Annotated in this window: 24 protein-coding genes, 1 pseudogene and 1 riboswitch; of the genes and pseudogenes, 16 read left to right on the top strand and 9 right to left on the bottom strand. The window is 72.6% G+C overall.

Annotated elements, in window-relative coordinates; genetic code table 11:
* Positions 1-165: 165 nt before the first annotated feature.
* On the bottom strand, positions 166-372 hold the full coding sequence (locus ACFVVX_RS04225; RefSeq protein WP_387941184.1) for a hypothetical protein: 207 nt from the start codon (positions 370-372) through the stop codon (positions 166-168).
* Between the two features lie 96 nt (positions 373-468).
* A riboswitch (TPP riboswitch) is annotated at positions 469-603 on the top strand.
* Here ACFVVX_RS04225 and thiC point away from each other — a divergent pair.
* Positions 599-2,452, top strand: a complete 1,854-nt coding sequence (gene thiC, locus ACFVVX_RS04220) for a phosphomethylpyrimidine synthase ThiC (RefSeq protein ID WP_387941182.1) — start codon at positions 599-601, stop codon at positions 2,450-2,452. (Overlaps the previous riboswitch by 5 nt.)
* A gap of 144 nt (positions 2,453-2,596) precedes the next feature.
* Entirely contained in the window at positions 2,597-3,142 is a 546-nt protein-coding gene (locus tag ACFVVX_RS04215) for a Uma2 family endonuclease (RefSeq protein ID WP_387941180.1), read from the top strand.
* Positions 3,143-3,188: 46 nt separating this feature from the next.
* Here the strand turns inward: ACFVVX_RS04215 and ACFVVX_RS04210 are convergent, their stop codons facing one another.
* A complete protein-coding gene (locus ACFVVX_RS04210; RefSeq protein WP_387941178.1) occupies positions 3,189-3,584 on the bottom strand; it encodes a VOC family protein in 396 nt (131 codons plus the stop codon).
* Positions 3,585-3,707: 123 nt separating this feature from the next.
* Here ACFVVX_RS04210 and ACFVVX_RS04205 point away from each other — a divergent pair, with 123 nt between their 5' ends.
* Entirely contained in the window at positions 3,708-4,616 is a 909-nt protein-coding gene (locus ACFVVX_RS04205) for a LysR family transcriptional regulator (RefSeq protein ID WP_387941176.1), read from the top strand.
* Positions 4,617-4,702: 86 nt separating this feature from the next.
* Positions 4,703-4,999 (top strand): putative quinol monooxygenase, encoded by a 297-nt coding sequence (locus ACFVVX_RS04200; protein ID WP_387941174.1) that lies wholly within the window; start codon positions 4,703-4,705, stop codon positions 4,997-4,999.
* 106 nt (positions 5,000-5,105) lie between these two features.
* Here the strand turns inward: ACFVVX_RS04200 and ACFVVX_RS04195 are convergent, their stop codons facing one another.
* The 3 genes from ACFVVX_RS04195 to ACFVVX_RS04185 form a co-directional block, all read right to left on the bottom strand.
* Complete coding sequence (locus ACFVVX_RS04195) at positions 5,106-5,987, bottom strand: hypothetical protein (RefSeq protein WP_387941172.1); 882 nt, start codon at positions 5,985-5,987, stop codon at positions 5,106-5,108.
* Positions 5,988-6,306: 319 nt separating this feature from the next.
* Positions 6,307-7,482 (bottom strand): metallophosphoesterase, encoded by a 1,176-nt coding sequence (locus ACFVVX_RS04190; protein ID WP_387941170.1) that lies wholly within the window; start codon positions 7,480-7,482, stop codon positions 6,307-6,309.
* A gap of 126 nt (positions 7,483-7,608) precedes the next feature.
* Positions 7,609-8,766, bottom strand: a complete 1,158-nt coding sequence (locus ACFVVX_RS04185; protein WP_387941168.1) for a LacI family DNA-binding transcriptional regulator — start codon at positions 8,764-8,766, stop codon at positions 7,609-7,611.
* A gap of 353 nt (positions 8,767-9,119) precedes the next feature.
* Between ACFVVX_RS04185 and hisC the strand changes: the two genes are divergently transcribed.
* Positions 9,120-10,196, top strand: a complete 1,077-nt coding sequence (gene hisC / locus ACFVVX_RS04180) for a histidinol-phosphate transaminase (RefSeq protein WP_387941166.1) — start codon at positions 9,120-9,122, stop codon at positions 10,194-10,196.
* Positions 10,197-10,375: 179 nt separating this feature from the next.
* Here the strand turns inward: hisC and ACFVVX_RS04175 are convergent, their stop codons facing one another.
* Entirely contained in the window at positions 10,376-11,779 is a 1,404-nt protein-coding gene (locus ACFVVX_RS04175; protein ID WP_387941164.1) for an MFS transporter, read from the bottom strand.
* 139 nt (positions 11,780-11,918) lie between these two features.
* Between ACFVVX_RS04175 and ACFVVX_RS04170 the strand changes: the two genes are divergently transcribed.
* On the top strand, positions 11,919-12,827 hold the full coding sequence (locus ACFVVX_RS04170; RefSeq protein WP_387941162.1) for a helix-turn-helix domain-containing protein: 909 nt from the start codon (positions 11,919-11,921) through the stop codon (positions 12,825-12,827).
* Positions 12,828-12,903: 76 nt separating this feature from the next.
* Here the strand turns inward: ACFVVX_RS04170 and ACFVVX_RS04165 are convergent, their stop codons facing one another.
* Complete coding sequence (locus tag ACFVVX_RS04165) at positions 12,904-13,854, bottom strand: hypothetical protein (RefSeq protein WP_387941160.1); 951 nt, start codon at positions 13,852-13,854, stop codon at positions 12,904-12,906.
* Positions 13,855-14,307: 453 nt separating this feature from the next.
* Here ACFVVX_RS04165 and ACFVVX_RS04160 point away from each other — a divergent pair, with 453 nt between their 5' ends.
* The 7 genes from ACFVVX_RS04160 (at position 14,308) to ACFVVX_RS04130 (ending at position 21,766) form a co-directional block, all read left to right on the top strand.
* On the top strand, positions 14,308-15,738 hold the full coding sequence (locus ACFVVX_RS04160; RefSeq protein ID WP_387941158.1) for an efflux RND transporter periplasmic adaptor subunit: 1,431 nt from the start codon (positions 14,308-14,310) through the stop codon (positions 15,736-15,738).
* Positions 15,738-16,553, top strand: a complete 816-nt coding sequence (locus ACFVVX_RS04155) for an ABC transporter ATP-binding protein (RefSeq protein ID WP_387941156.1) — start codon at positions 15,738-15,740, stop codon at positions 16,551-16,553. Before ACFVVX_RS04160 ends, ACFVVX_RS04155 begins: the two co-directional genes overlap by 1 nt.
* Positions 16,550-17,761 (top strand): ABC transporter permease, encoded by a 1,212-nt coding sequence (locus tag ACFVVX_RS04150; protein WP_387941155.1) that lies wholly within the window; start codon positions 16,550-16,552, stop codon positions 17,759-17,761. The genes ACFVVX_RS04155 and ACFVVX_RS04150 overlap by 4 nt, the downstream gene beginning before the upstream one ends.
* A 17-nt stretch (positions 17,762-17,778) precedes the next feature.
* On the top strand, positions 17,779-18,435 hold the full coding sequence (locus ACFVVX_RS04145; RefSeq protein ID WP_387941154.1) for a hypothetical protein: 657 nt from the start codon (positions 17,779-17,781) through the stop codon (positions 18,433-18,435).
* Between the two features lie 290 nt (positions 18,436-18,725).
* A complete protein-coding gene (locus ACFVVX_RS04140) occupies positions 18,726-19,478 on the top strand; it encodes a response regulator transcription factor (RefSeq protein ID WP_387941153.1) in 753 nt (250 codons plus the stop codon).
* An 11-nt stretch (positions 19,479-19,489) separates the two neighbouring features.
* Positions 19,490-21,022, top strand: coding sequence for a sensor histidine kinase (locus ACFVVX_RS04135; RefSeq protein WP_387941151.1), 1,533 nt, complete (start codon positions 19,490-19,492; stop codon positions 21,020-21,022).
* A gap of 126 nt (positions 21,023-21,148) precedes the next feature.
* Positions 21,149-21,766 carry a Uma2 family endonuclease gene (locus tag ACFVVX_RS04130; RefSeq protein ID WP_387941149.1) on the top strand — a complete coding sequence of 206 codons (618 nt, stop codon included), beginning with the start codon at positions 21,149-21,151 and terminating at the stop codon, positions 21,764-21,766.
* Between the two features lie 16 nt (positions 21,767-21,782).
* Here the strand turns inward: ACFVVX_RS04130 and ACFVVX_RS04125 are convergent, their stop codons facing one another.
* Together ACFVVX_RS04125 and ACFVVX_RS04120 are read right to left on the bottom strand one after the other, a co-directional pair.
* Positions 21,783-22,460: a DNA-binding response regulator gene (locus tag ACFVVX_RS04125; protein ID WP_387941147.1), complete on the bottom strand. Its 678-nt coding sequence runs from the start codon at positions 22,458-22,460 to the stop codon at positions 21,783-21,785.
* Between the two features lie 128 nt (positions 22,461-22,588).
* Positions 22,589-22,738, bottom strand: a pseudogene (locus tag ACFVVX_RS04120) (nucleotidyltransferase domain-containing protein); the annotation flags it as partial.
* Positions 22,739-22,829: 91 nt separating this feature from the next.
* Here ACFVVX_RS04120 and ACFVVX_RS04115 point away from each other — a divergent pair.
* The 3 genes from ACFVVX_RS04115 (at position 22,830) to ACFVVX_RS04105 (ending at position 25,886) form a co-directional block, all read left to right on the top strand.
* Positions 22,830-23,483 (top strand): MOSC domain-containing protein, encoded by a 654-nt coding sequence (locus ACFVVX_RS04115; RefSeq protein ID WP_387941145.1) that lies wholly within the window; start codon positions 22,830-22,832, stop codon positions 23,481-23,483.
* A gap of 87 nt (positions 23,484-23,570) precedes the next feature.
* Positions 23,571-23,954 (top strand): VOC family protein, encoded by a 384-nt coding sequence (locus ACFVVX_RS04110; protein ID WP_387941143.1) that lies wholly within the window; start codon positions 23,571-23,573, stop codon positions 23,952-23,954.
* 387 nt (positions 23,955-24,341) lie between these two features.
* Positions 24,342-25,886, top strand: a complete 1,545-nt coding sequence (locus tag ACFVVX_RS04105) for a cytochrome ubiquinol oxidase subunit I (RefSeq protein ID WP_387941141.1) — start codon at positions 24,342-24,344, stop codon at positions 25,884-25,886.
* Positions 25,887-25,900: the final 14 nt, after the last annotated feature.

Raw genomic sequence — 25,900 nt, 5'->3', positions numbered from 1 at the left:
TTGCAGGATGGCGCGGAACGCGGTGGCAGCAGGATTCTGCGCCTGTTGTGGATCAGTGGGAAGGACTTTTCGTCCCGACTTCGCTCCAGGACCGTCAAGACCGCGTCAAGGCTGCGTCAGGAGACCGGCAGGAGGGTGGCGGACGGCTGGTGACAGGACACGGTGTCAGCCCAGCGCGTGGGCGACGTAGACCGTGCGCGGCGGCTGGTACTCCACCACGACCACCGGGGTGCCGAGCGGCAGCACCTCGCCGGGCACGGCCGGGTACGCGAGGAACGCCTCCGTGCCCTGCCGCTCGCGGACGTGCACCAGCACCTCGCCGACCAGACCCGGACCGATCCTTCCGGTCACCCGACCGGTAGCCCCCACCATGCCGCCAGTGTGTCAGCCCTTCCCACTGGCTGGAACCCGTCTGGACCAGCGGCGATCCGCTCGCTACGGTGTTGGACGTCATGCGCAGGCAACACCGCCTGCGGACACGGGAGCTCGGAGCACCGGGCTGAGAGGGCGCTGAACGGCACGTCGGTGTACGTGCCAACCGCTGCGTCGACCGCAGGAACCTGACCGGGTAATGCCGGCGTAGGGAGTAGTAGGTCTGATGACCGCTTTTGAAGGACAGCCGCAGTCTGCCCGGACGTCCGCCGTCGGCAGCACCGCCAACAGCACCGCCGGCAGCAATGCCAGCAGCACCGCCACCGGCTACCCGACCCCGGCCTGGCGCAAGGCCTACCGCGAGGGGTCCCGCCCCGACCTCGCCGTCCCGTACCGCGAGGTCGTGCTCACCAACGGCCGGACCGTCCCCCTGTACGACACCTCCGGGCCCTACACCGACCCGGCGTACGAACCCGACGTGCGGCGCGGCCTGCCCGCGCTGCGCGACGCCTGGATCCGCCAGCGCGGCGACGTCGAGGAGTACGACGGCCGCGAGGCCCGCCCCGAGGACGACGGGATCAAGCACACCTCGCCGCGCGGGGGGAACCTGAGGAACCTGGACGCGGTCTTCCCCGGCCGGCCGCGCCGCCCGCTGCGGGGGCGCGGCGGCGCGGCCGTCACCCAGCTCGCGTACGCCAAGCGCGGGACCGTGACGCCGGAGATGGAGTTCGTGGCCCTGCGCGAGGGCCTGGCCCCGGAGTTCGTCCGCGCCGAGGTGGCCCGCGGCCGGGCCGTCATCCCGGTCAACGTGAACCACCCCGAGGTGGAGCCGGCCATCATCGGCACCAACTTCCTGGTGAAGATCAACGCCAACATCGGCAACTCCGCCGTCACCTCCTCGATCGAGGAGGAGGTGGAGAAGATGACCTGGGCCACCCGCTGGGGTGCCGACACCGTCATGGACCTCTCCACCGGCCGCAACATCCACACCACCCGCGAGTGGATCCTGCGCAACTCCCCCGTGCCGATCGGCACCGTGCCGCTCTACCAGGCACTGGAGAAGGTCGACGGCCGGGCCGAGGACCTGAGCTGGGAGGTCTACCGCGACACCGTCATCGAGCAGTGCGAGCAGGGCGTCGACTACATGACCGTCCACGCCGGCGTGCTGCTGCGCTACGTGCCGCTGACCGCCCGCCGCAAGACCGGCATCGTCTCACGGGGCGGCTCGATCATGGCCGCCTGGTGCCTGGCGCACCACCAGGAGAACTTCCTCTACACCAACTTCGAGGAGCTCTGCGACATCCTCGCCGCCTACGACGTCACCTTCTCGCTCGGTGACGGCCTGCGGCCCGGCTCCATCGCCGACGCCAACGACGAGGCGCAGTTCGCCGAGCTGCAGACTCTGGGCGAGCTGGGCCGGATCGCCCGCGAGCGCGACGTCCAGGTGATGATCGAGGGCCCGGGTCACGTCCCGATGCACAAGATCAAGGAGAACATGGATCTCCAGAAGGAGATCTGCGACGAGGCGCCGTTCTACACGCTCGGCCCGCTCACCACGGACGTCGCCCCCGGCTACGACCACATCACCTCGGGCATCGGCGCCGCGATGATCGCCTGGTGGGGCACCGCGATGCTCTGCTACGTCACGCCCAAGGAGCACCTGGGGCTGCCCAACCGGGACGACGTGAAGACCGGCGTCATCACCTACAAGATCGCCGCGCACGCCGCCGACCTGGCCAAGGGCCACCCCGGCGCCCAGGAGTGGGACGACGCTCTCTCCGACGCCCGCTTCGAGTTCCGCTGGGAGGACCAGTTCAACCTGGCCCTCGACCCGGAGACCGCGCGCTCCTTCCACGACGAGACCCTCCCCGCGGAGCCCGCCAAGACGGCCCACTTCTGCTCGATGTGCGGCCCGAAGTTCTGCTCGATGAAGATCTCCCAGCAGATCCGCGACGAGCACGGCGACGGCTCCAGCGCGGTCGCCTCCGGCTTCGACGCCGAGGCGCTGGCCGGCATGCAGGCCAAGTCCGAGGAGTTCGCCGCCCAGGGCAACCGGGTCTACCTCCCGCTGGCCGACTGACCTCGCACCGCAGACCGCGCCGCACCGGGAAGCGGAGGGGGCTTCCCGGCGCGGCGCTGCGGGCGCCCGCAGCGCCGCGCGGGTGCCGCTGTGCGTTGGCCGTCAACCGGTAGCGTGGTGGAGGGCCGCACTCCTGGAGGACAGATGAACCCTGACCATCTCGCCCTGATCGAGGAATTCCGCAGGTCCGCCCCGTCCAATTTCAAGATCGAATTCTCCGGTGACGTCATCATCATGCAGGCGTCGCCGTCGGCCATCCATGAGCGGAACCTCTCCGTCGTCCGTCGGCAGTTCGAGGTCCACGCTCCGGCCGGCTACCTCTCCACGGGGAACATGGACCTCGCATCTCCTCAGGTCGCGAAACTGCGGAACCCGGACCTCACGTACCTTCCGGACGATGCCATGGCCACGACGGCGAATTCCGTTCCGGCCGAGCTTGCCCTCATCGCCGTTGAGATCGTCTCGCCGTCGAATCCGGAGAACGACTGGGTCGGCAAGCTCCGCGACTACCCGCTGATGCAGATCCCGCTGTACCTCCTGGTGGACGCCTCGCAGAAGACCGTCACACTCTTCAGTGAGCACGAGGCCGGCCGTTACCGGATGAGGGAGGATGCCGCCTTCGGCGAGACCGTTCACATCCCCGAGCCCTTCGGCTTCACGCTCGACACCGGGGTCCTGCTTCCGTACTGAGGGCCGGTGCTGCCCGGTGCGGCGGCGGAGCTGCCGGCCTGAGCGGCTACCGGGTGGCGTCCTGCGGGTACCAGCGGAGCTCGACGGTGTTGCCGTCCGGGTCCTGGACGTAGACGGAGGTGGCGCTGCCGCGTGCGCCGTACCGCTGCACCGGTCCTTCGAGGACGGTGAAGACGCCGGTCGCGATGACCTCGTCCCAGTCCAGCGGCTCGACCGTGAGGCAGATGTGGTCGACGTTGGACTCGCCCCGGCTGCGGCTGACCAGGTCGATGATGGTCTCCTCGGAGATCCGCGCCGAGGGGAAGGAGACGCGGCCGGCCCGCCATTCGTCGACCCGCACCGGTGCCAGGCCGAGCAGTCCGACGTAGAAGTCCAGCGAGCGCTCGACGTCCCGGACGTTGAGGACGAGGTGGTCGAAGGCCTTGACGCGGACGGCGGCCATGGTGGGCTCCCGGGGTGGTGGAGGGTCGTGGTGACGGGTTCTACGATCCGCTGTCCGGCCGACGGCATCAACGCCCACCTGCACTACGATCGTTGAGTCAGATTCAACGATCGGACGGGTGGCATGTGGGAACGGCATGAGATCGAGGCCTTCCTGACGCTCGCGCGGGAGCTGCACTTCGGCCGCACCGCCGAGGCCCTCGGTGTCACCACCGGGCGGATCAGCCAGGTGATCGGGAAGCTGGAGCGCCGCATCGGCGCCCGGCTGTTCGAGCGGACCAGCCGCACCGTTCGGCTCACCGCGATCGGGCGGCGGCTGGCGGACGACCTGGTGCCGCTGGTCGCCGGGATCGAGGAGTCGGTGCGCCGGGCCGTCGACGCCGGTCGCGGTGTGACCGGGGAGCTGCGGGTCGCGTTCCTCGGCGAGTGGACGGCGACGGTGCTGCTCCGGGCCGTGAACCTGTTCACCGAGCGGCACCCCGGGTGCCGGGTGGATGTCCGCGAGGTGCAGCTCTTCAACTCCCGGGCGAGCCTGCTGGACGGCTCCGTGGATCTCCTCATCGCGGCCTTCCCCTTCGACGGGATGGCCCGCGGACCGGCCCTGATCTCCGAGCGGCGGGTCCTGGCGGTGCCCGCCGGGCACCCGCTGGCGGGGGCGGAGGCGGTGTCGGTGGAGGTCCTCGCCGAGCATCCGGTGGTGCAGTACCCGGCGGTCACCTCCGCGGAGTTCAAGCGGGACCGGACGCCCGACCGGACCCCGTCCGGTCGCCCGGTGCCGAAGGGGCCGGTGGGCAACACCTTCTCCGAGATGCTCTCGCTGGTCGCGATGGGCCGCGGCGTCCTACCGGTGGGCGAGCACTCCCGGCACTACTACCCCCGCCCGGACGTGGCGTACGTGCCGATCCACGACGCCCCGCCGATCGACCGCGGGCTGGTCTGGTTGGAGAGCAACACCACCGAGCGGGTCCGCGAGTTCGTCCGCGCGGCGACGGACGCCGCCGGGGACCCGGCCGGGCCGGCGTCACGTACCTGACCCGGCGTCACGGCCCGGGCCTGGCAGGGCCGGGGAAGATCGTCGGGCCGTCCGGTGTTCGGGTGGGAGACGAAAGGGGAGTGACGATGTCGCAGCGGATCACCGCGGTCGCGGTCCTGCGGGCCAAGGCCGGCCGGGAGGCCGAGATGCGGGAGCAGGCCCGGTCGATGATCGAGCCGAGCCTGGCCGAGCCGGGGTGCCTCTCGTACCGGAACTACGTGGACCCGGACGATCCGCGGGCCTGGGTGGTGCTGGAGGAGTGGGAGTCGCGGGAGGCCTTCGAGGCGCATCTGGCCAGCCCTCATCTGGCCCGGTCACTGGAGCGCACGGCGGAGCTGCTGGACGGCCCGCCCGAGCTGCGGGTGCTGACCGGCGCGGGGTGAGGCCGGTCCGCCGTCGCGGTGTCCCCGCAGGTCCGCGCTCGCGGCTCCCGCCGCTCCGCCGCCCGCGGTGACCGGCTGCCCGGGCACCGCGGGCGGCGGAGCCCGGTCAGACCTCGTCCGGGCCGGTGAAGGCCGGCGGGGTGTAGCCGGGCCCGGTGAAGTCCGGACCGGTGAACGCGGCGGTGCGCGGCTCCCGGCCCTCGGGGTCGGTCAGCCCCTCGGAGCCGGGGCTGGTGAAACCGGGCCGGCTGTAGCGGCCACTGCTGTAGCCGGGGCTGGTGAAGTCCGCGGGCGGTGCCCCGCCCGGGGACGGGACGACGGGCGGCAGCGCCGGCTCCGAGTGCAGATGGGCGTGCAGGTACGGCAGCAGGGCCCGCCGGCTCAGGGCGTGCTGCCAGTCCCGCCGGGCGTCGGCGAGCTCGGCCGTGAGGTCCGGGTCGCCGCCGCCGGGGGCGGTGGCACCGTCGCGCAGTGCGGTGAGGATCAGCCCGACTATGCCGACGACCATCGCGAGGGCGCCCGCCGCGAGCGCCACCCAGCCCGCCGTGAGCACCGAACGGGCCAGGGCCAGAGCAGGGTCGGCGGCGCGTAGCGCGTACCCGAGGAGCAGCAGGACGAGGGCGGCGGCCCAGGCGAGGATCGGGGTGAGCACGGTGAGCACCGGGAACAGTCCGGCGCCGCCGTTGCCCGAGCGCAGCTGGGTGAGCAGTCCGGGTGCGGTCGGCTCGCCGCTCTGGCCCGGCGGGGGCGCGCCGCGCAGGCCCGCGCGCAGCCGGGTGTAGTGCTCGTACTCGGCACCGGCCGCGGCCGCGACGGTGTCGGCGGCGAGCAGCGCCTTGGTGCGCAGCTGTTCGGCGGTGAGGGCGCCGGGCGTCTGCAGGGCGGTGAGGATCGTGCCGTCACGCAGTGCTTCGTCGAGGAGGCGCTCGAACTCCGGGCGGTCCTCGGTGAGCAGGTGCGGGGCGTTGTTCATGGGGACCCCGTTCATGCGAACCCCGTGCGCCTCCGTTCCGCGGAGGCTTTCGGACACGGGGGTCCCGGGCACCTGGGCCCCGCGGGCACGGAGACGGGCCGCCACACGAGCGGCCGGGTGTGGTGTGCCTCGATGGTAGGGGCGGGTGCGGTCGCGCTGACAGTCGGTTTCCGGAATTTCGCTCCGGGCGCCGCCCCGGCCCACGAAGGACGCAGGCCAGGGGCGGTTGCGAACACCTGTTCAGTCGACGGGCCGGTGGGTCGCGCGGGGCCGCGACCCGGGTCGGCCGGTCGCTCGACCCCTCCGAAGCGCGCCGGGCCGACCGGTCAACCCGTCAGATCGGCAGCCGCGCGACCAGCAGCCGGCCCTCCATGGTGACGCCGCCGTCCATGGCGACGGCGAGGTCGTCCGCGTAGATGTACGGGCCGGGGATGTGCGGGGGCGCGCCGTCGTCCGCGTGCACCGTGCCGGTGAGGTACGGGATGGGGCTGTGCCCGTGCACGACGCGCGAGCCGCCGTAGGCGTCGAGCAGCTCGTGGACGGCCTGCGGGCCGGCGTCGCCGCGGAAGGCGAAGCGCTTGGTGAAGCGGCGGAAGCAGTCCCACCACTCGTCCACGCCCTCGTCCGCGAGCAGGTCGTGGACGGCGTCGTTGACCTCGGGGATGGACTCGCCGTACTCCAGGTACGCGGTGGTGTCGGAGTGCAGCAGCAGGTGGCCGTCCTCCAGCGCGATGGCGGGCAGCCGGGAGAGCCAGCTGATGTGGTGCGCCTCCAGGCGGTCCAGGTCGTGCTGCTGGCCGCCGTTGAGCCGCCAGGCGGCGAGGAAGGAGGCGGTGCCGGCGGTGGACTGGACGGGTTCGTCGCCGTACCGCGCGGCGCCGAGGAAGAGCAGTTCGTGATTGCCCATCAGGGCCCGGCAGTACCCGCCGGCGGCGGCGGCCTCGGCGGCGAGCTGCATGACCAGGTCGATCACGCCGATGCCGTCCGGGCCGCGGTCGGTGAAGTCGCCGAGGAACCAGATCCGGGAGCGGCCGGCGGCCCAGTGGCCGTCGGCGTCGATCAGGCCCTGGTGGCGCAGCTCGGCGCGGAGCTCCTCCAGGTAGCCGTGCACGTCGCCGACCACGTAGAGCGGGCCGACCGGCTCGCCGGGGGCGGGTGCGGGGTACGGGTAGGCCGGGACGGGCTCGGCGAGCGGCGGGCCGAGCTCGATGGTCGGCGGGTCGTCGCTCTGGTGGACGGGCGAGGGCCGGTCGGGCAGGGTCGGCTCGTAGCCGGGGTGCGCGGCCTGCGGGGCGTGGACGTTGTGTGCCTGCCCGGTGGCCGGCCAGTGCTGTTCGAGGTAGCGCGCGCCGCCGTAGCCGCTGTACGTCTCCGACTCGTACGCGGCCTCGGCGTACCCGGCGGGCTCCGGTTCGTAGTAGGTGCCGTAGGGCAGCACGTCGAGGTCCGGCTGGTGACGTGGGCCTGAGTCCGGGTGTTCAGGCCCGGGGAAGCGGTCCTCGGGTGTCATTCGCCCATCATAGGAAGACCACTCTCCCGGCGTCGTCACCTGGTGGGTATCCAATCCTCCGGAGCGTCAGCCGGGCAGTCCGTCAGGTCCGTTTTGTCCCGGCTGGGGATGGTCTGGTGGCGCCATCTACACCTCGCCCGGCGGGCGGGGCGGGGAGACCGTGGTGCGCGGGCTCCGGCGCTGGGAGGACGCGCGGACGATCAGCTCGGTGGGCATCAGGGTGCCGGGCGGCGGGCCGGTGCCGGCGGTGCGGAAGCGGGGCGGGAAGAGCCGGGCGATGTCGACGCCCGTCCCGGAGTCCACTCCCTCGATGGCGTCGATGAGCAGGTTGACGACGGTGGTGCCGATTCGCCGGGGCTTGAGCGACAGGGTGGTGATCGGCGGCTCGGTGGCCGCGTAGACGTCGCTCTCGCTGCAGCAGACCAGCAGCAGGTCGTCGGGGACCCGAAGGCCGTACCGGCGGGCGGCGGCGAGCAGGTCGGTGCCGTTCGGGTCGAAGAGGCCGTAGACGGCGTCGGGGCGGTCGGGGCGGGCGAGCAGTCGGTCGGCGGCGACGGCGCCGGCGGCCGGGTCGTGGGCGGGGTAGGCCTCGTACACCGGCTCCTGCCCGACCTTGGCGCACCAGCCGAGGTAGGCCTCGGTGGAGAGCCGGGTGTAGGTGTCGGTGCTGGTCCCGGTGAGCAGGCCGATCCGGCGGGCGCCGGCCTCGGAGAGGTGGTCGAGGATGCCGAGCACGGCCGCCTCGTGGTCGTTGTCGACCCAGGCGGTGACCGGGCAGTTGCCCGGCTTGCCGTCGCTGACCACCGGGACGCCGGACCGGTACAGCTCGCCGACCAGCGGGTCCTGGTCGGGCGGGTCGATCACGACGGTGCCGTCCAGGGCGATGTTGCCCCAGACGTCGTGCCGCGAGGAGGCCGGCAGCACCACCAGGGCGTAGCCGCGGCCGAGGGCGGCGCTGGTGGCCGCCCGGGCCATCTCGGCGAAGTAGGCGAACTCGGTGAAGGTGAACGGCTCTTCGCCGTAGGTGGTGACGGTCAGGCCGATCAGGCCGGACCGCCCGGTGCGCAGGGTGCGGGCGGCGGCCGAGGGGCGGTAGCCGAGGCGTTCGGCGACCTCGCGGACCCGGCTTCTGGTCTCGTCGGGCAGGCGGCCCTTACCGTTCAGCGCGTCGGAGACGGTGGTGATCGACACTCCGGCGGCTGCTGCCACATCCCGGATGCCGGCCCGCTCCAGACGCCGTGAGGTGGTGGGCCGCCGACCGCTCTGGTTGGCTGCTGCTGTCATGGCGGACCGATCGTATGGCTCCTGACAAGGGTCTGTGACCGGCGCATCGGGAGCCCGAAAGGGGCCCGAGGAGATACGTTTCTCCATGAGTGAGACGGCGTGCGCTCCTTCGATACCCGCTCGAAACCGGCCGTCTTACCTCTGACATGTGCCAAAGGAACCCTGCAGAATGGCTGATCTGCGCCCGTATCCCGGCCGGGCATCTCACCCCTACGGGTGAGTGCGGTCGGTATCGTTCAGGGCACCCGACCGGGGTGGTCCGGGTGCGTTCCGACAATTCCGGGCACGGCGGCGATCCCGTGGCGTGGCGGGAGCGAACGCAGCGGAACTGCAGAAGAAGAAGGAGAAGGACCGTGAGCGGTACGGCAGCGCAGGGCCCCCGTCTGAGGCCGACCCTGGACGGCATCCCCACCTACAAGCCCGGCAAGCCGGCCGGCGCCGACGCCTACAAGCTGTCCTCGAACGAGAACCCGTACGCGCCGCTGCCCGGCGTGCTGGAGGCGGCGGTCGCGGCGGCGGGCTCGCTCAACCGGTACCCGGACATGGCGGTCACCGAGCTGACGGCCGAGCTGGCCCGGCACTTCGACGTCCCCGCCGAGCACATCGCCACCGGCACCGGCTCGGTCGGCGTCGCCCAGTCGCTGATCCTCGCCACGGCGGGCCCCGGCGACGAGGTGATCTTCGCCTGGCGCTCCTTCGAGGCCTACCCGATCATCGTCCAGGTCGCCGGCGCGACCCCCGTCCCGGTGGCGCTCACCGAGACCGGGGACCACGACCTGGACGCGATGCTCGCGGCGATCACCCCGAACACCCGGCTGGTGTTCGTCTGCAACCCCAACAACCCGACCGGCAACGTGATCCACCGCGCCGAGCTGGAGCGCTTCCTGGACGCGGTGCCCGGGGACGTCCTGGTGGTGATCGACGAGGCGTACATCGAGTTCATCCGCGACCCCGAGGTCCCCAACGGCATCGACCTCTACCGCGACCGCCCGAACGTCTGCGTGCTGCGCACCTTCTCCAAGGCCTACGGCCTGGCCGGGATGCGGGTGGGCTTCGCGATCGCGCACGAGCGGGTGGCCACCGCGCTGCGCAAGACCGCCGTCCCGTTCGGCGTCACCCAGCTCGCCCAGGACGCCGCCGTCGCCTCGCTGCGGGCCGAGGAGGCCCTGATGGTCCGGGTCGACGCGCTGGTCGAGGAGCGTGCGCGGGTGGTCGCCGGGCTGCGCGACCAGGGCTGGACCATCCCGGACTCGCAGGCCAACTTCGTCTGGCTGGCGCTCGGCGAGCGCTCCCAGGAGTTCGCCGCGGCCTGCGCCGAGGCCGGCGTGATCGTCCGGCCGTTCCCGGAGGGCGTCCGGATCTCGATCGGCGAGGTCGAGGGCAACTCGATCTTCCTGTCGGTGGCCGAGGCCTTCCGCAAGGAGCTCTGAGCCGGTCCGGGGCCATGTGCCCTGACCCGGTCCGGGGCTTTCCGCGAGGAGCCCTGACCCGGTCCGGGGCCATCCGCGAGGAGCCCTGACCCGGTCCGGGGCCATCGCGCCCTGAGCCCGCAGACGACGGAGTGGGAAGTCGGCCCGGCCGACTTCCCACTCCGCGGTGTTTCCAGGGCTCACCTGCGGCGCAGCAGGAGCGCCGAGGCGGCGAGGCCCAGCAGCACCAGGGCGGTGTTGGCGGCGATCGCCCAGCCGACCCCGGTCAGGACGGCGGAGCCGGCGGTGGCGGTGGCGACCGCGCTCATCACCGGGGTGCCCAGGGTGATGCCCACCTGCTGGGTCATCGTGGCGACACCGGTGGCCAGCCCCTGCTCGTCGTCCGGCAGGCCCGAGGTGGCCGTCACCATGAAGCCGACGATCGCCAGCATGTTGCCCACCCCGCCGACGAAGGTCGCCGCCAGCAGCAGCCCCAGCCAGGCCCGGCCCTCACCGAGCAGGACCAGCGAGCCGGTCGCGACCGCCTGCACCAGGAAGCCGGCCAGCAGGGCCCTGCGGGTGCCGAGGCGGCCGATCAGCCGGGGCGCGAGGATCCCGCCCACCACCGTGCCCGCACCCAGCACGCCGAAGGCGAGACCGGTGGCCAGCGCGGAGAAGCCCAGTACCTGCTGCAGGTAGAGGGTCAGCAGGAACACCAGCGAGGTCTCGGTGGCGAAGGCCAGCAGCCCGGCCAGGTTGCCCCCGACCACACTGCGCCGCCGCAGCACCCGCACCGGCACCAGCGGGGAGGCGCCGGCCCGCTCGACGAACCAGAACACCACCAGGAGCACCGCGCCCAGCCCCAGCGCCCACAGCGCCACCGGGTCGCCCCAGCCGTGCTCGCCCGCCGCCGTCAGCCCGTAGACCAGGGAGAGCAGGCCGCCGGTGACGCTCACCGCGCCGGGCAGGTCCAGCCGGGGGCGCTCGGCGGGCCGGCTCTCCGCGATCAGCCGGGGCGCGACCAGCAGGACGGCCAGGGCCACCGGCACGTTGACGAAGAACGCCCAGCGCCAGCTGAGCAGGTCGGTGAGCAGCCCGCCGAGGATCGCCCCCGAGGTGAAGCCCGCCGACATCAGCGCGCCGTTCAGTCCGAGCGCCCGCTCGCGCAGCGGCCCCTCGGGGAAGGAGGTGGTCAGCAGCGCGAGCCCGGCCGGGGTGACGGCGGCGGTGGCCAGGCCCTGGGCGACCCGGGCGGCCAGCAGCAGCTCCGGCGTGGTGGCCAGCCCGCCGACCAGCGAGGAGGCGCCGAGGACCGCCAGGCCGACCAGGAAGACCCGGCGCCGCCCGAACAGGTCCGCGACCCTGCCGAGCAGCAGGGTGAAGCCGGCCGCGGTCAGCGCGAAGGCGGTGACGATCCACTGCAGGTCGGCCGGCGAGAAGCCGAGGCCCCGGCCGATCACCGGCAGGGCCACGTTCAGGATCGAGAAGTCCACGGCCAGCATGAACTGGGCGGCCAGCAGGACGACCAGGACGAGTCGTTGGCGTCCGGTCATACCGGTGGCGGCCTTGGTGGGCGGTGCGTCGTCGAGCAGGGCGGTGGTCATCGGCTCGCTGCCTCTCGGGAGGGGTTCCACGGGGTACGGCAGCAGCCTGTGCCGCGCGGCCGGGCCGACCCAGGCCCCTGCGGAGGGTGGTACTGACAGGGGCAGGCTCGGCGGCACGCCCCGGGTGTTCACTGGGGACATGACCGCAACGGAGACACCGACCGACCTGGGCGAGTTCCTGCGCACCCGGCGGGCCCGGCTGCAACCCGAGGACGTCGGCCTGGTCGCGTACGGCACCCGGCGCCGGGTGCCCGGGCTGCGTCGCGAGGAGCTGGCCCAGCTGGCGGGCGTCAGCATCACCTACTACACGCGGCTGGAGCAGGGGCAGAGCCGCAACGCCTCCGACGAGGTGCTGGACGCCCTGGCCCGGGCACTGCGGCTGAGCGCCGACGAGCACGCCCACCTGCGCAACCTGGCCCGCCCGGGCCGGGCGAAGCCGCGGGCGGCGGAGCGCTTCGAGCGGGCCCGCCCCGCGATGCGGCAGCTGATCGGGGCGATGACGGACGTCCCCGCCGTGGTCGTCGGGCGGCGCAACGAGGTGCTGGCCTGGAACCCGCTCGGCCACGCCCTGCTCGCCGGGCAGCTCGACGCGCAGGCGCCGGACCGCCCGGACGACCGGCCGAACCTCTCCCGACTGCTCTTCCTCGACCCGCACACCCGGGAGCTGTACCCGCGTTGGGAGACGGAGGCGCGGGCCCAGGTGGCCTTTCTGCGGCTGGCCGCCGGGCGCCACCAGGAGGACCGCCAACTGGCGGAGCTGATCGGTGAGCTGTCGATGAAGAGCGCGCAGTTCGCGACGCTCTGGTCCGGGCACCCGGTGCACGACTGCCTGTACGGGCGCAAGGAGTTCCACCACCCGGTGGTCGGGAGGCTGGAGTTGGACTTCGAGGCACTGCCGCTGCCGGAGGCCTCCGGGCACCGGATGCTGCTCTTCAGCGCGCCGCCCGGCTCGCCGGCCGAGGCGGCGCTACGGCTGCTGGGCAGTGCCGTGGCGGGCGCCTCCGGGGACGCCTTGGCGGACCGGGGGTCCGCGGTGGCCTCCGGCTGACCGGAAACGGATGAGGGGCCCTGTCCTCCGCACCGCCGTGCGGAGGACAGGGCCCCTCGTTTTCTCCGTGGGCCGGTCAGCGCTGGGGACGCATGCGGCGGACGGCGATCAGGGCGCCGGCGCCGAGGGCGAGGAGGGCGGCGGCGGTGGCGGCGAGGAGGGTGTTGGGGGTGTGGGCGCCGGTCTGGGCGAGCTCGGGGGTGCCGGCGGGGGCGGTGGTGGCGGGGGCGGCGCTCGGGGTGGTGGCGGTGGCCTTGGGGGCTTCGGCGGGCTTGGGGGCGGCGGTGGTCTGGTCGGCGGCCGGCTTGGGCGCGGCGGGCTTCGCGGCCTCGGCGGGCTTGGCGGGGGTGGTGGGCTTGGCGGTGGGCTTGGTGGTCTCGGCGGGCTTCGGGGTGGTGGTCTGGGTGTGGGTGAGCTTGACGGTCTTGAGGTCGGTGGCGCCGGTTCCTGCGGCGCCCTGGCGCCAGGCGTCGGTGATGAGGTCGATGGTGTTGACGTTCTTGGGGCTGGTGGCGGCGATGGAGTAGCGGAACTTGAGGGTGACGGTGCTGTTGTTGTCGATGCGCTGGCGCTGCTCGTAGCCGGCGTCGACGGTGCGCAGGCAGCCGGCGAGGGAGGGCACGTTCTTCCAGGTGCCGTTCTCCTGGACCTGGATGCGGACGTCCTGGGTGCGCAGGGAGGCGCCGGTGCCGGGGGTGTGGATGCTGAAGCTGGTCTGGACGCCGTGGGCGTCGGCGCCGGTCTTGTTGGTGACCTTGACCGCGACCTCGTTCCAGGTGCCGTCGGCGGTGGCGGTGGACTTGGCGGGGAGGACCGCGGCGTCGGGGGCGAGCTCCTCCACGGAGGTGCCGGCCGCGGCGGGGTGGGGGCCGTCGACGCGGTAGTCGCCGCAGGCCCAGGAGGAGTCGGCGGTGATGAGCTGGACGCCGCCGGCGAGGAGGGCGGTGGCGGCGATGGTGGCGAGGCGGCGGCGGCCGGAGAGCGAGCGGGCGTTCTTCGCAAAAGCGGTGATAACGGACGTGCGCATGATGTGACTCCCCAGGGTCCTGACTCTGACGGTGTGTGAAGGTGACCGGCCGGCTCCTGCTGAGCGGTAGCGCCCCCCGGCCTTGCCGGTCTCGCTCTCCGTGCCCTTCATCCGTAAAGACGTGCATCCCCACGGGAGGTTGCAGGCGGGTTCAAAACTTTTTCCGGGAATCTTTCGAGCGGTCTGCGGGCGGCCTGTGGAGCGCTCTGTGGGCGGCCTGCGGGGGCGGCCGCGGGCCGGGCCTCCCGGGCCGCGGGAGCCGTCCGCGCCGCCTCCCGGATGGCTGGGGGTGGCTGGGAGGCTGCTGGGAGTTCTGCCAACGGATGGGATGGGTGCGGGCAAGGCGAGGGCCCGGCGCGGGCGGTGGATGGGCAAATGCCCGGATTCGGACGGTCAGGGTGCTCCCAGCCAGGGCTCAGGACTCCGCAAGAGCGCCCGGCGAAGCTGTCCGCCATGAAGGTGCTCCCGCGACGGCGTGGTGCCGTCCTCGTCAATTCCGCCCTGGGCGTGGCCCTGGTGGGCGCAGCCGCCCTGGCGTACACCACGTTGGACAGCGGTGCCGAGAAGACGGCCGGCAAGGCCCAGGTCCGAACGGCGACCGTGGCCAAGGGCACGGTCCTGGCCACCGTGTCCGGAACCGGCACGCTGGCCTCACCCACCGATGCGGCCCAGGACTTCACCACCGGCGGGAAGCTGACCGCCGTCAAGGTGGCGGTCGGGGACGCGGTGACCAAGGGGCAGGTGCTGGCCACCGTCGACACCACGGCCGCCCAGCAGCAGGTGGACTCGGCCCAGGCGGCGCTGACCACGGCCAACGCCAACCTCACCAAGGCCCAGGCGGGTGTCACCACCACGACCACCCAGCAGATCCCGGGCACCGCGAAGCCGGCCGGGACCGGGACCGGGGGCGGCGCCGGAGCCGGAGCCGGAGCCAGCCCCAGTGCCGGTGCCGGTGACGGCGACCGCGGAGCGGGCGTGAGCAGCACGCCCGCTCCGCAGACCACCACGATCACCACCACCAAGGTGGACGAGGCGGCGGTCGCCCAGGCCCAGCAGCAGGTCGCCACCGCGCAGACCAACCTGGCCAACGCCCAGGCGGCGCTGGCCGGGACGACGCTCACCGCCTCGGTGGACGGCACGGTCGCGTCCGTCACCGGCAAGGTCGGCGACACCCTCGGCGGAGGTGCCGGGAGCACCTCGGGTACCGGCAAGTCCACCGGGACCAGCACGAGTTCCAGCACCCCCAGCGGTTTCATCGTGCTGACCAACCCGACCGGCATGCAGGTGACCGCGAACTTCTCCGAGCTGGACTCGCTGAAGCTGAAGAAGGGCGAGGCGGCCACCGTCACCCTGAACGCGCAGTCCGACACCAAGCTCAACGCCAGTGTGCTGTCGGTCAGTTCGCTGCCAGCGGGCAGCGGCGGCACCGGCGGCGCGGCCGCCGTCCAGTACGCGGCGACGCTCCAGATCACCGGCGACACCAGCAAGTTGCGCACCGGACTGAGCGCGACCGTCTCGGTGGTCACCGGCGAGGCGGACAACGCGCTGTCGCTGCCCACCGCCGCGCTGGCGGGTACCGGCGCCAGCCGGACGGCCACCCTGGTGCAGCCGGACGGCTCGACCGAGCGGGTCAGCGTCGAGGTGGGCGTCGAGGGCGACACCACCGTGCAGGTGGTCTCCGGGCTGAAGGAGGGCGACAAGGTCGAGCTCGCCACCACCAGCGGCGGCAGCGGCTTCCCGAACGGCTCCTTCCCGGGCCTGAACGGGGGCCAGGGCGGCCGCGGCGGCGCGGGCACGGGCGTGGCCGGTGTCGGCGCGGCCGGCGGTGGCGCGGCCGGTGGCGGCGCGGCCGGTGGCGGGGCCGGTCGGGGCGGTACGCGCTGATGGCACGCCAGACCACCCGCACCGACGGCGGCCCGACGCCACCGGTCATCCAGATCCGCAGCGTCACCAAGTCCTACGGCCACGGCGACGCCACCGTGCACGCGCTGCGCGGCCCCTCCGACCCGGTCACCGGCGAGCCGCTGGGTGTCGCGCTGGACATCGACCAGGGCGACTTCGTGGCGGTGATGGGCAGTTCGGGCTCCGGCAAGTCCACCCTGATGAACATCCTCGGCTGCCTGGACGTGCCCACCGGCGGGCGCTACCTGCTGGACGGCATCGACGTCGGCCACCTGGACGAGCGGCAGCTCTCGCTGGTGCGCAACCGCAAGATCGGCTTCATCTTCCAGTCCTTCAACCTGGTGCCCCGCACCACCGCCCTCGCCCAGGTCGAGCTCCCGCTCGCCTACGCGGGGGTGCGGGCCGCCGAGCGGCGCCGACGGGCCCTGGCAGCGCTCTCGCTGGTCGGCCTCGCGGAGCGGTCCGGGCACCGGCCCAACGAGCTCTCCGGCGGCCAGCAGCAGCGCGTGGCGGTGGCCCGCGCCCTGGTCACCGCCCCCGCGATGCTGCTCGCCGACGAGCCCACCGGCAACCTGGACAGCCGCTCCACCGAGGAGGTGCTGGCCATCATCGACGGCCTCAACGCGACCGGCCGCACGGTGGTGCTGATCACCCACGAGGACGAGGTCGCCCGGCACGCCAAGCGGGTGATCCGGCTGGTCGACGGCGCGATCACCAGCGACGTCCGGCAGGCCCCGGTGGCCGGGCCGCCGCCCGCCCTGCACGCGGCCGCCGGGCTCCAGGGGGTGCTCGCGTGATCCTCTGGCAGATGCTCCGCTTCGCCGTCGGCGGCCTGGCCGCCAACAAGGTGCGCTCCGCCCTCACCATGCTCGGCGTGCTGATCGGTGTCGCCTCGGTGATCCTGCTGCTCGCGGTCGGCAACGGCTCCTCGGTCGCGGTCAAGGAGTCGATCACCTCGCTCGGCACCAACTCGCTGACGGTCAGCTCGGGTTCGTCCTTCGGCGGCTCGCGCACCGCCTCCGCTGCGAAGAAGCTCACGGTCGCCGACGCCAGGGCGCTGGCGAGCGACGCCGACACGGCCGCGATCAAGTCCGTCGCGCCGGTGGTCACCGCCGGCGGCACCGCGCTGTACGGGGACATCTCGTACAGCCCCGGCTCGATCGTCGGCACCTACCCGGCGTACTTCGAGACCGCCAACCAGAAGATCGGGCACGGCGACTACTTCACCGCCGACGACGTGCTGAACTCCCGCAAGGTCGCGGTGCTCGGCGCCACCACCGCCAGGCAGCTGTTCGACACCGCCGACCCGGTCGGCAAGCGGATCACCGTCGGGGGTACCCCGCTCACCGTGGTCGGCGTGCTCCAGGCCAAGGGCGGGACGGGCTTCACCGACCCGGACGACGTGGTGATCGCGCCGCTGCCGACGGTGCAGAACGCCTTCACCGGCTTCGGCTCGGTCAACCAGATCCTGGTCCAGGCGACCTCGGCCGAGACCACGGCCGCCGCGCAGAGCGAGATCACCCGGGTGCTGCTCGGCACCCACGCGATCGCCGATCCGAGCAAGGCGGACTTCCGGATCAGCAACCAGGCCTCCCTGCTCACCGCCCGGGAGAGCACCACCAAGACCTTCACCGTGCTGCTCGGCGCGGTGGCGGCGATCTCGCTGCTGGTCGGCGGGATCGGGATCACCAATATCATGCTGGTCACCGTCACCGAGCGGACCAGGGAGATCGGTATCCGCAAGGCCCTCGGCGCCCCGCGCGGGGTGATCCTCGGGCAGTTCCTCGCCGAGTCGACGCTGCTGTCGGTGCTCGGCGCCGGACTCGGGGTGGCGGTCGGCATCGCGGGTTCGCACTTCAGCGTCGTCGGCATCAAGCCGGTGGTGATCCCCGAGTCGGTGCTCGGCGCCTTCGGGATCGCGGTCGCCATCGGGCTGTTCTTCGGCAGCTACCCCGCCAACCGGGCCGCCTCCCTGCGCCCGATCGACGCCCTCCGCCACGAGTGACCAAGGACGTGCAGACCATGAGCAACGAGATCGAGCCCCGTACCCCCGCCGAGCAGGTCGTCCTGCTCGCCACCCCGCCGGACGCCCGGGACGTCACCGCCGAGCTGGCCGCGCCGCCGCGGCGCAAGCTGCCCTGGCTGAGCCTCGCCCTTGCGGGCGGGGTGATCGCCACGGCGGCGTTCGCGGGCGGTGTCTGGTACCAGCAGGACAACGGCTCCGGCGGCGGGCGGACGGTCGCGGCGGGCGGCGGGCAGCAGCCGCGCGCCGGTGCGACCGGTGGGACGAACGGCACCCGCCGGGGCGCCGGCCAGGGGCAGGGCGGTCAGGGGCAGGGCCAGGGCGGTCAGGGTCAAGGCGGTCAGGGCCAAGGTGGCCAAGGCGGCCAGGGCGGCGGCGGTTTCGCCCGCGGCACGGTCAAGGCCGTGGACGGCACCACCGTCTACCTCACCGACGCCAACGGCAACACCGTCAAGGTGACCACCGGCGACGCCACCAAGGTGCAGATCAACAAGGAGGGCAAGGTCGCCGACCTGCAGCCCGGCCAGAGCGTGACCGTGGTCGGCACCCCCGCCGAGGGCGGTGGCTACAACGCCACCCAGCTGATCGAGGGCGCCGCCGCCGGGGGCTTCGGCGCCGGCGGCTTCGGCGGCTCCCGGACCCCCTCCGGGGGCTGATCCCCCAGCCCGCCCGGGGCCGGCCCAGCAGCCCCGGGCGTACGCGCGGCCCGGCCGAATCCCTCCGGCGGCCGGGCCGCGCGGCCCCCTGCGCGGGGCCGCGCGCCGTGCGCACACCATCCAGCCCGCCCCTGTGGGCTCGTTCGCCCAAATCCGCCCGATAAGGTGTTAATCCAACATTCATCGATGGCGCTTAGCCTCCCCGGGCTAGCCTCAACCTGAACGCCATCGTCCGACCGGGAGGCGGAACCCCCGTGCAAGGCACTGTGTCCACACCAGGTACCGCCGCAGTGGCCGGCGTCCCGGGCGAGGCCTTCCTCCTCGTCGTCGACGACGAACCCAACATCCGCGAGCTGCTCTCGGCCTCCCTGCGCTTCTCCGGATTCCGGGTCGCCTCCGCCGCCACCGGCACCGAGGCCCTCGAACTCGTCGCCGTCGAACGCCCCGACCTCATCGTCCTCGACGTGATGCTCCCCGACCTCGACGGCTTCACCGTCGTCGAGCGGCTGCGCGAGCAGACCAGCCGCGGCCAGATCGCCGGCCCGCCGCACGGCCACGCCGGCGACCACCTGCCGGTGCTCTTCCTCACGGCGAAGGACGGCGTCGGCGACAAGGTCCAGGGCCTGGCCGTCGGCGCGGACGACTACGTGACCAAGCCGTTCAGCCTGGAGGAGCTGATCGCCCGGATCCGGGCCATCCTGCGCCGGGCCGGCGGTCCCGCCGAGGACGGCCGGCTCGTGGTGGCCGACCTCGCCCTCGACCCGGTCGCCCACGAGGTCACCCGCGGCGGCACCCCCGTCGCGCTCTCCCCCACCGAGTTCAAGCTGCTGCACTACCTGATGGCCAACGTCGGCCGGGTGGTCTCCAAGGCGCAGATCCTCGATCACGTGTGGGCCTACGACTTCGGCGGCGACCTCTCCATCGTCGAGTCGTACATCTCCTACCTGCGCCGCAAGCTCGACTCCGGACCGGCCCACGGCCCCAAGCTGATCCACACCGTGCGCGGGATCGGCTACGCCCTGCGCCGCCCGCCGCAGAACTGACCGGCGCCCCGATGCCCACCCGGCTGCCGCTGCGCGCCCGGCTGTCGCCGCTCTCCCGGCTCTCGCTGCGCGCCCGGCTGCTCGTGCTCGTGCTCGCCCTGGTCACCACCGGGCTCGCGGTGAGCGACACCGTGGTGCTCGGCACCGTCCGGGTGCAGCTGGTCCAGCGGCTGGACGACCAGCTGCAGCGCTTCGGCGAACCGCTCTCCTACCGCGCCCCGAACCGGCAGAGCTGGGCCGACTCCCGGCAGCCCGCGGTCAACGGCGGCCGGCGCGGCGGCCCCAACTACCTGGCGGCCCTGCCCAGCCAGTACCTGGTCCAGTACCTCTCGGCGGACGGCAAGGTCCAGCAGGTCGTCCGCCAGCCGGTCTCCGAGAACGACCCGGCGCCGGAGCTGGGCGGCCTCGACCCCGCCGCCACCGCCCCCGACACCCCCTTCGACCTCCCCGACCGGCGCGGCCAGCGCAGCTGGCGGGCCCTGCTCCTGCCGCTGCAGCGCCAGCCGGCCCCCGCCAGCCCCTTCGCCGCACCCGCGCCCACCCCCTCGTACCTGATGGTCGCGGTGTCGCGGGAGGACATCGACGCCACCGTGGCCCGGCTGCGGACCGCCTTCCTGGCCATCGGCGGCGCGGTGCTGGTACTGATCGGCGCGCTCGGCTTCTTCGCCGTCCGGGCCGGACTGCGGCCGCTGCGCCGGATCGAGGAGGGCGCCGAGCTGATCGCCTCCGGCGAGCTCTCGCACCGGATGCCGGCGCTGCCCGCGCGCACCGAGGTCGGCCGGCTCTCCATCGCGCTCAACGGCATGCTGACCCAGATCGAGGCCGCCTTCGCCGCCCGCGCCGAGTCGGAGGCCCGGATGCGGCGCTTCGTCGCCGACGCCTCGCACGAGCTGCGCACCCCGCTGGCCGGCATCCGGGGCTTCGCCGAGCTGTACCGGATGGGGGCGCTGCCCACCGAGGCCGACGTCACCCGCACCATGACCCGGATCGAGAGCGAGGCCGTCCGGATGGGCACCCTGGTCGAGGACCTGCTGGTGCTCGCCCGCCTCGACGAGGAGCGCCCGCTCGACCTCGCCCCGATGGACCTGCGCACCCTCGCCGCCGACGCGCTGCACGACCTCACCGCACTCGACCCCAGCCGCCCGGTCGCGCTGACCGGCCCGGCCGGCACCGGTTCGCCGGGTGCCGCGCCCGTCCTCGGCGACGAGGCGAGGCTGCGCCAGGTGGTCACCAACCTGGTCGGCAACGCCGTCAAGCACACCCCGCCCGGCACCCCGGTGCGGATCGGCGTCGGGACGGCCGACGGGCTCTGCCTGCTGGAGGTCGCCGACACCGGACCCGGCCTGACCGAGGAGCAGGCCGTCCGGGTCTTCCACCGCTTCTACCGGGTCGACGCCTCCCGCAGCCGCCACGACGGCGGCGGCGCCGGCCTGGGCCTCGCCATCGCCACCGCCCTCACCCACGCCCACGGCGGCACGCTGACCCTCCACACCACCCCCGGCACCGGCGCCACCTTCCGCGTGGAGCTCCCCCACCAGCGCTGAAACCCCCCGATCTGGTGAGGTACGGCCGATCATCCTCCCGCCGCACCGGTCGAGTGCGACTGTACGGCTGCAGCTTGTGCGGCGTTGTACGGGCTGACCACACTGGACAGGAGGAAGGTGTCCGATATGACCGTGCTCGTAACCGAGGAGACCGTCGTGGACCTGGACCAGGCGCTGTGGCAGGTGTGGAAGGAGATGGAGGTCCCAGCGGGCTTCCGGGCAGAGATCATTGAGGGGGCCATCGAGATGTCGCCCACTGGCGGGACCTGCCACATGACGATCAATCGGCGCTTCATGCGCGCGCTTCACGACCACCTACGGGGCACGGGATGGGGACCGGGAAACGACGGCAACGTCATCCATGGCCTCAGGGTGGTGATCCCCGACGTCTACGTCGCACCCGACGATCTGGAGGAGATCGAGCACCCTGACGGCCTGGGCATTCTCGCTTCGGGCGTTGCCATGGTGGTCGAGACCGTCTCGCCCGGCAGCAAGAGCCGCCGTCGTGATCTCGTCCTCAAGCACCGCGCCTACGCGGCCGCCGGCATCCCGGTGTACGTGATCGTCGACGACCACGACGACGGCGGTGCCATCACCGTCCTCACCGGTCCCGACACCGAGCGCGGGGCCTACGCCTCCTCGGTCCGCACGCCGTACGGCGAGGAGGCGGTCATCCCCGAAGGGCCGGCGAAGGGGTTCGTGATCGGGCCGGAGATCACCGGGGGCCGTCTGCCGCGGAGCTGAGCCGGTGGCGGTCCGGTCACGGCTCCGCCGGGGCGGCGGGCTGGCGGAGGGCGGCGTCTCGGGCCAGCAGCCCGGCCTGGAAGCGGGAGGTGGCGCCGAGCTCGGTCATCAGCTCGGCGACCCGGCGGCGGTAGGTGCGCAGCGAGAGGCCGAGCAGCCGGGCGGCCGTCTCGTCGGTGTGGCCGGCCGCGAGCGCGTGCAGGATCTGGCTGGTCCGGTCGGTGAGGTGCGGCGGGCGGGCGCAGTCGGCGAGGTCGGTGGCGCTCTCCCAGTTGGCCCGGAACAGCGAGCGCACGCCGTCGACGACCTCCGGCGTCTGCACCACGGTGTACGTCCGGACGCCGCGCACCGGGGCGCCGGCCAGGATCGCGGTGCGCCGGTCGATGATGATCGCCTCGCGGGCGAGCGGCCCGTCGCAGAGCCGGACCTCGATGCCGGAGGCGGCGATCCGCAGCAGCCGCCGCTCCTGGTCGGGGTCGGCCAGCGCGCGCCGGGTGTAGAGCTTGCGCATGACGAGGCCCGGGATCCTGTGCGGCCGCTTGCCCTCGGCGAAGGCGGCGTTGACGCCGGGGGAGAAGGTGGCCAGGTCGGCGGCCGCGACCAGGAACTCCTCGCGCGAGCCGACGAAGAGGTGGCCCGCCTGCCGGACGAGGTCCCGCTCGCCGTGCAGAGTGATGATCCGGTCGGTGCTCATGCCAGCAACCTGCCAGACCGACCGGGGCTCGGGCCAGCGGCAAAGTTCTGGGCGGACGCCGCGAGCGCCGCGCGGGTGTCCTCGACGAGCCGTTCGGCCTCGGCGACGGTGGCCGCCAGCTCCGGCCCGGCGAGCGCCCGCAGTGCGTCGAGGTCGAGCGGCCCCCGGTAGTAGACGCCGAGATCCCAGTCCGACTCCGGCCGGTGCTCCCCGCGGGCCCGGCTGCCGCCGAGCAGGACGCCCACCACACCCGGCACCTCGGCCAGCTTCCCGGCCATCGACTCGATGATCATTCGCACGGCGAGGGAGTCTGGCACGCCGCGGAAGCGGAGTCGACCGGATTGTCATCCCGGTCGTACTGTCAGCCCTATGAACGTGCTCTCGGTGAATCTCGGCATACCCCGCTCCAACCCGTGGAAGAACGGCTCCGGCCGGACGGGGATCGACAAGCGGCCGGTGGCCGGCCGGGTCGCGGTCGCGGCCCCCGGGCCGAAGGGGACGGGCGCGGTCGGGCTCGCGGGGGACGAGGTGTTCGACGTCAAGCACCACGGCGGCGACGACCAGGCGGTCTACGCCTACGCCCGTGAGGACCTCGACGGCTGGGAGCGCGAGTTGGGCCGTCCGCTCGCCAACGGCTCCTTCGGCGAGAACCTCACCACCGCCGGTCTGGACGTCAACGGCGCGCTGATCGGCGAGCGTTGGCGGATCGGGCCGGACGTGGTGCTGGAGGTCTCCTGCCCGCGGATCCCCTGCGGCACCTTCCAGGGCTGGCTGGAACGGGACGGCTGGATCAAGCAGTTCACCCGGGCCGGGCTGCCGGGCGCCTACCTGCGGGTGGTCGAGCCCGGGGAGCTCGGCGCGGGCGACGGGGTGGAGGTCCTGTACCGCCCCGCGCACGAGGTGACGATCGCCCTCGCCTTCCGTGCCCTGACCCTCGAACCCGCCCTGCTGCCCGACCTGTTGGCCGCCGATGCGCTCCCCGAGGAGACCAGGGCACTGGTCCGCAGGCGAAGCGCTGTCTAGGATGTCGCCCACGGCATCGCGTGTCGGTCACCGGCTGGGTGAGGCATGGAGGTAGCCCGTGAGTGCCTTGTAGGAGGCATTCTGCACATGGCAGTTGAGCTGAACCACACCATCGTCCACGCCCGGGACAGCCGGGAGTCCGCCGAGTTCCTGGCGGGGATCCTCGGCCTGGAGGTCGGGGCGCCCTGGGGCCCGTTCATCCCGGTGGCCACCGGGAACGGCGTCACCCTCGACTTCGCGTCGATCCCGGCCGAGTCGATCGTCATGCAGCACTACGCGTTCCTCCTCCCGGACGAGGAGTTCGACGCGGCCCTGGCCCGGATCGAGGCGGGCGGCATCGTGTACTACGCCGACCCGCAGATGAAGCAGCCCGGTGAGATCAACCGCCACCACGGTGGCCGGGGGCTGTACTTCCTCGATCCGGCCGGCCACGGCATGGAGATCATCACCAGGCCGTACAGCAGTCACTGACCGTCGAGCCCGGCGCCGCCGCCTGCCCCGGCAGGCGGCGGCGCCTCGGCATGTCCGCCGGAGGCCGGCCGGTCCGGCCGGTCCGGCCGGTCCGGCCGGTCCGGCCGGTCCGGGCGGCTGTCAAGCGCCGGATCGTCCAAGATCATCCCGGCACCCGCCCCGCCGCTCGTTGTGGCCGCCGGGGGCCGGTCCGCAGACTGTGCGCACGGCATCGCCGGTCAACCCCACCCCGCCTGTGGATCACTCGTAAGCATGATGGATACTGCTCCTTGTGAACGTGTTCACGTTCACAAGCGGACAAGCTTGCGCGGTTAAGCAGCGGTCTACGGATATAGATGAAGTTTGTCCGAACATGCCCTGGAAAGGGCCGGTTGGAGAGAGGGCGACGTGGAACTGGCAATCGCTCACGAGACCATCGCGCGATGGCAATTCGGCATCACCACCGTCTACCACTTCCTCTTCGTCCCGCTCACCATCAGCCTGGCCGCCATCGTGGCCGGACTGGAGACCGCCTGGGTGCGGACGGACAAGGAGAAGTACTTCCACGCCACCAAGTTCTGGGGGAAGCTCTTCCTGATCAACATCGCGATGGGCGTGGTCACCGGCATCGTCCAGGAGTTCCAGTTCGGGATGAACTGGTCCGACTACTCCCGCTTCGTCGGTGACGTGTTCGGCGCCCCGCTCGCGATGGAGGCGCTGATCGCCTTCTTCTTCGAGTCCACCTTCATCGGGCTCTGGATCTTCGGCTGGGACAAGCTGCCGAGGAAGCTGCACTGCGCCTGCATGTGGATGGTCTCGCTCGGCACCGTCCTCTCCGCCTACTTCATCCTGGCCGCCAACTCCTGGATGCAGCACCCGGTCGGCTACACGATCGACCCGGTCACCGGAAAGGCGCAGCTCACCGACATCGTGCGGGTGCTGTTCCAGGACACCACCGTGACCGTGGTGCTGCACACCCTGACCGCCGCCTTCCTGACCGGCGCGGCCTTCATGGTCGGCATCGCCTCCTTCCACCTCTGGAAGGCCAAGCGCAGGCCCGAGGCGGCCGACCCCAAGCGGGTCGCCGTGATGCGGACCTCGCTGCGCCTCGGCCTGGTCCTCGCCGTGGTCTTCGGCCTGGGCACCGCACTCAGCGGCGACTCGCTCGCCAAGGTGATGTTCCGCCAGCAGCCGATGAAGATGGCCGCCGCCGAGGCCCTCTGGGACAGCCAGGCGCCGGCGCCGTTCTCGGTCTTCGCGGTCGGCGACGTCGGCAAGGGCCACAACTCGGTGGAGCTGGAGATCCCCGGGATACTGTCCTTCCTCGCCAACAGCGACTTCAGCTCCTCCGTCCCCGGCATCAACGACACCGCCAACGCCGAGGCGGCCAAGTACGGCGGCGACCCCAAGGACTACATCCCGAGCATCTTCGTGACGTACTGGGGCTTCCGCCTCATGATCGGCTTCGGGATGACCTCCTTCGTGGCCGGCCTGGTCGGACTCTGGACCACCCGCAGGAAGTTCCTGCTGGCCCCGGAGCTGCGCACCGGCGACACCGAGGTGCCCAGACTGATGCTCACCCCGAAGCGCGAGCTCGGCCCGTTCCTCACCAAGTGGAGCTGGCGGATCGGCATCCTCACCATGGGGTTCCCGCTGATCGCCAACAGCTTCGGCTGGATCTTCACCGAGATGGGCCGTCAGCCGTGGGCCGTCTTCGGGCTGATGACCACCGCGAGCGCCGTCTCGCCGAACGTCGGCATCGGCACCCAGATCGGCGCGCTGACCACCTTCACCCTGCTGTACGCGATCCTCGCCGTCATCGAGGTGCGGCTGCTGGTCAAGTACGCCAAGGCCGGGCCGGTGACCTCCGAGCAACCGCCCACCGAGGACCCGTCGCTGCGCGGCCCGTCCTCGGACGAGGACGCCGACAAGCCCCTCGCGTTCGCCTACTGAGGACCGATAGGACC

The sequence above is a fragment of the Kitasatospora sp. NPDC058170 genome (assembly GCF_042883905.1).
GTDB lineage: Bacteria > Actinomycetota > Actinomycetes > Streptomycetales > Streptomycetaceae > Kitasatospora.
The sequence above is the reverse complement of the archived record's forward strand: the minus strand, read 5'-3'. Positions and strand labels throughout refer to the sequence as shown.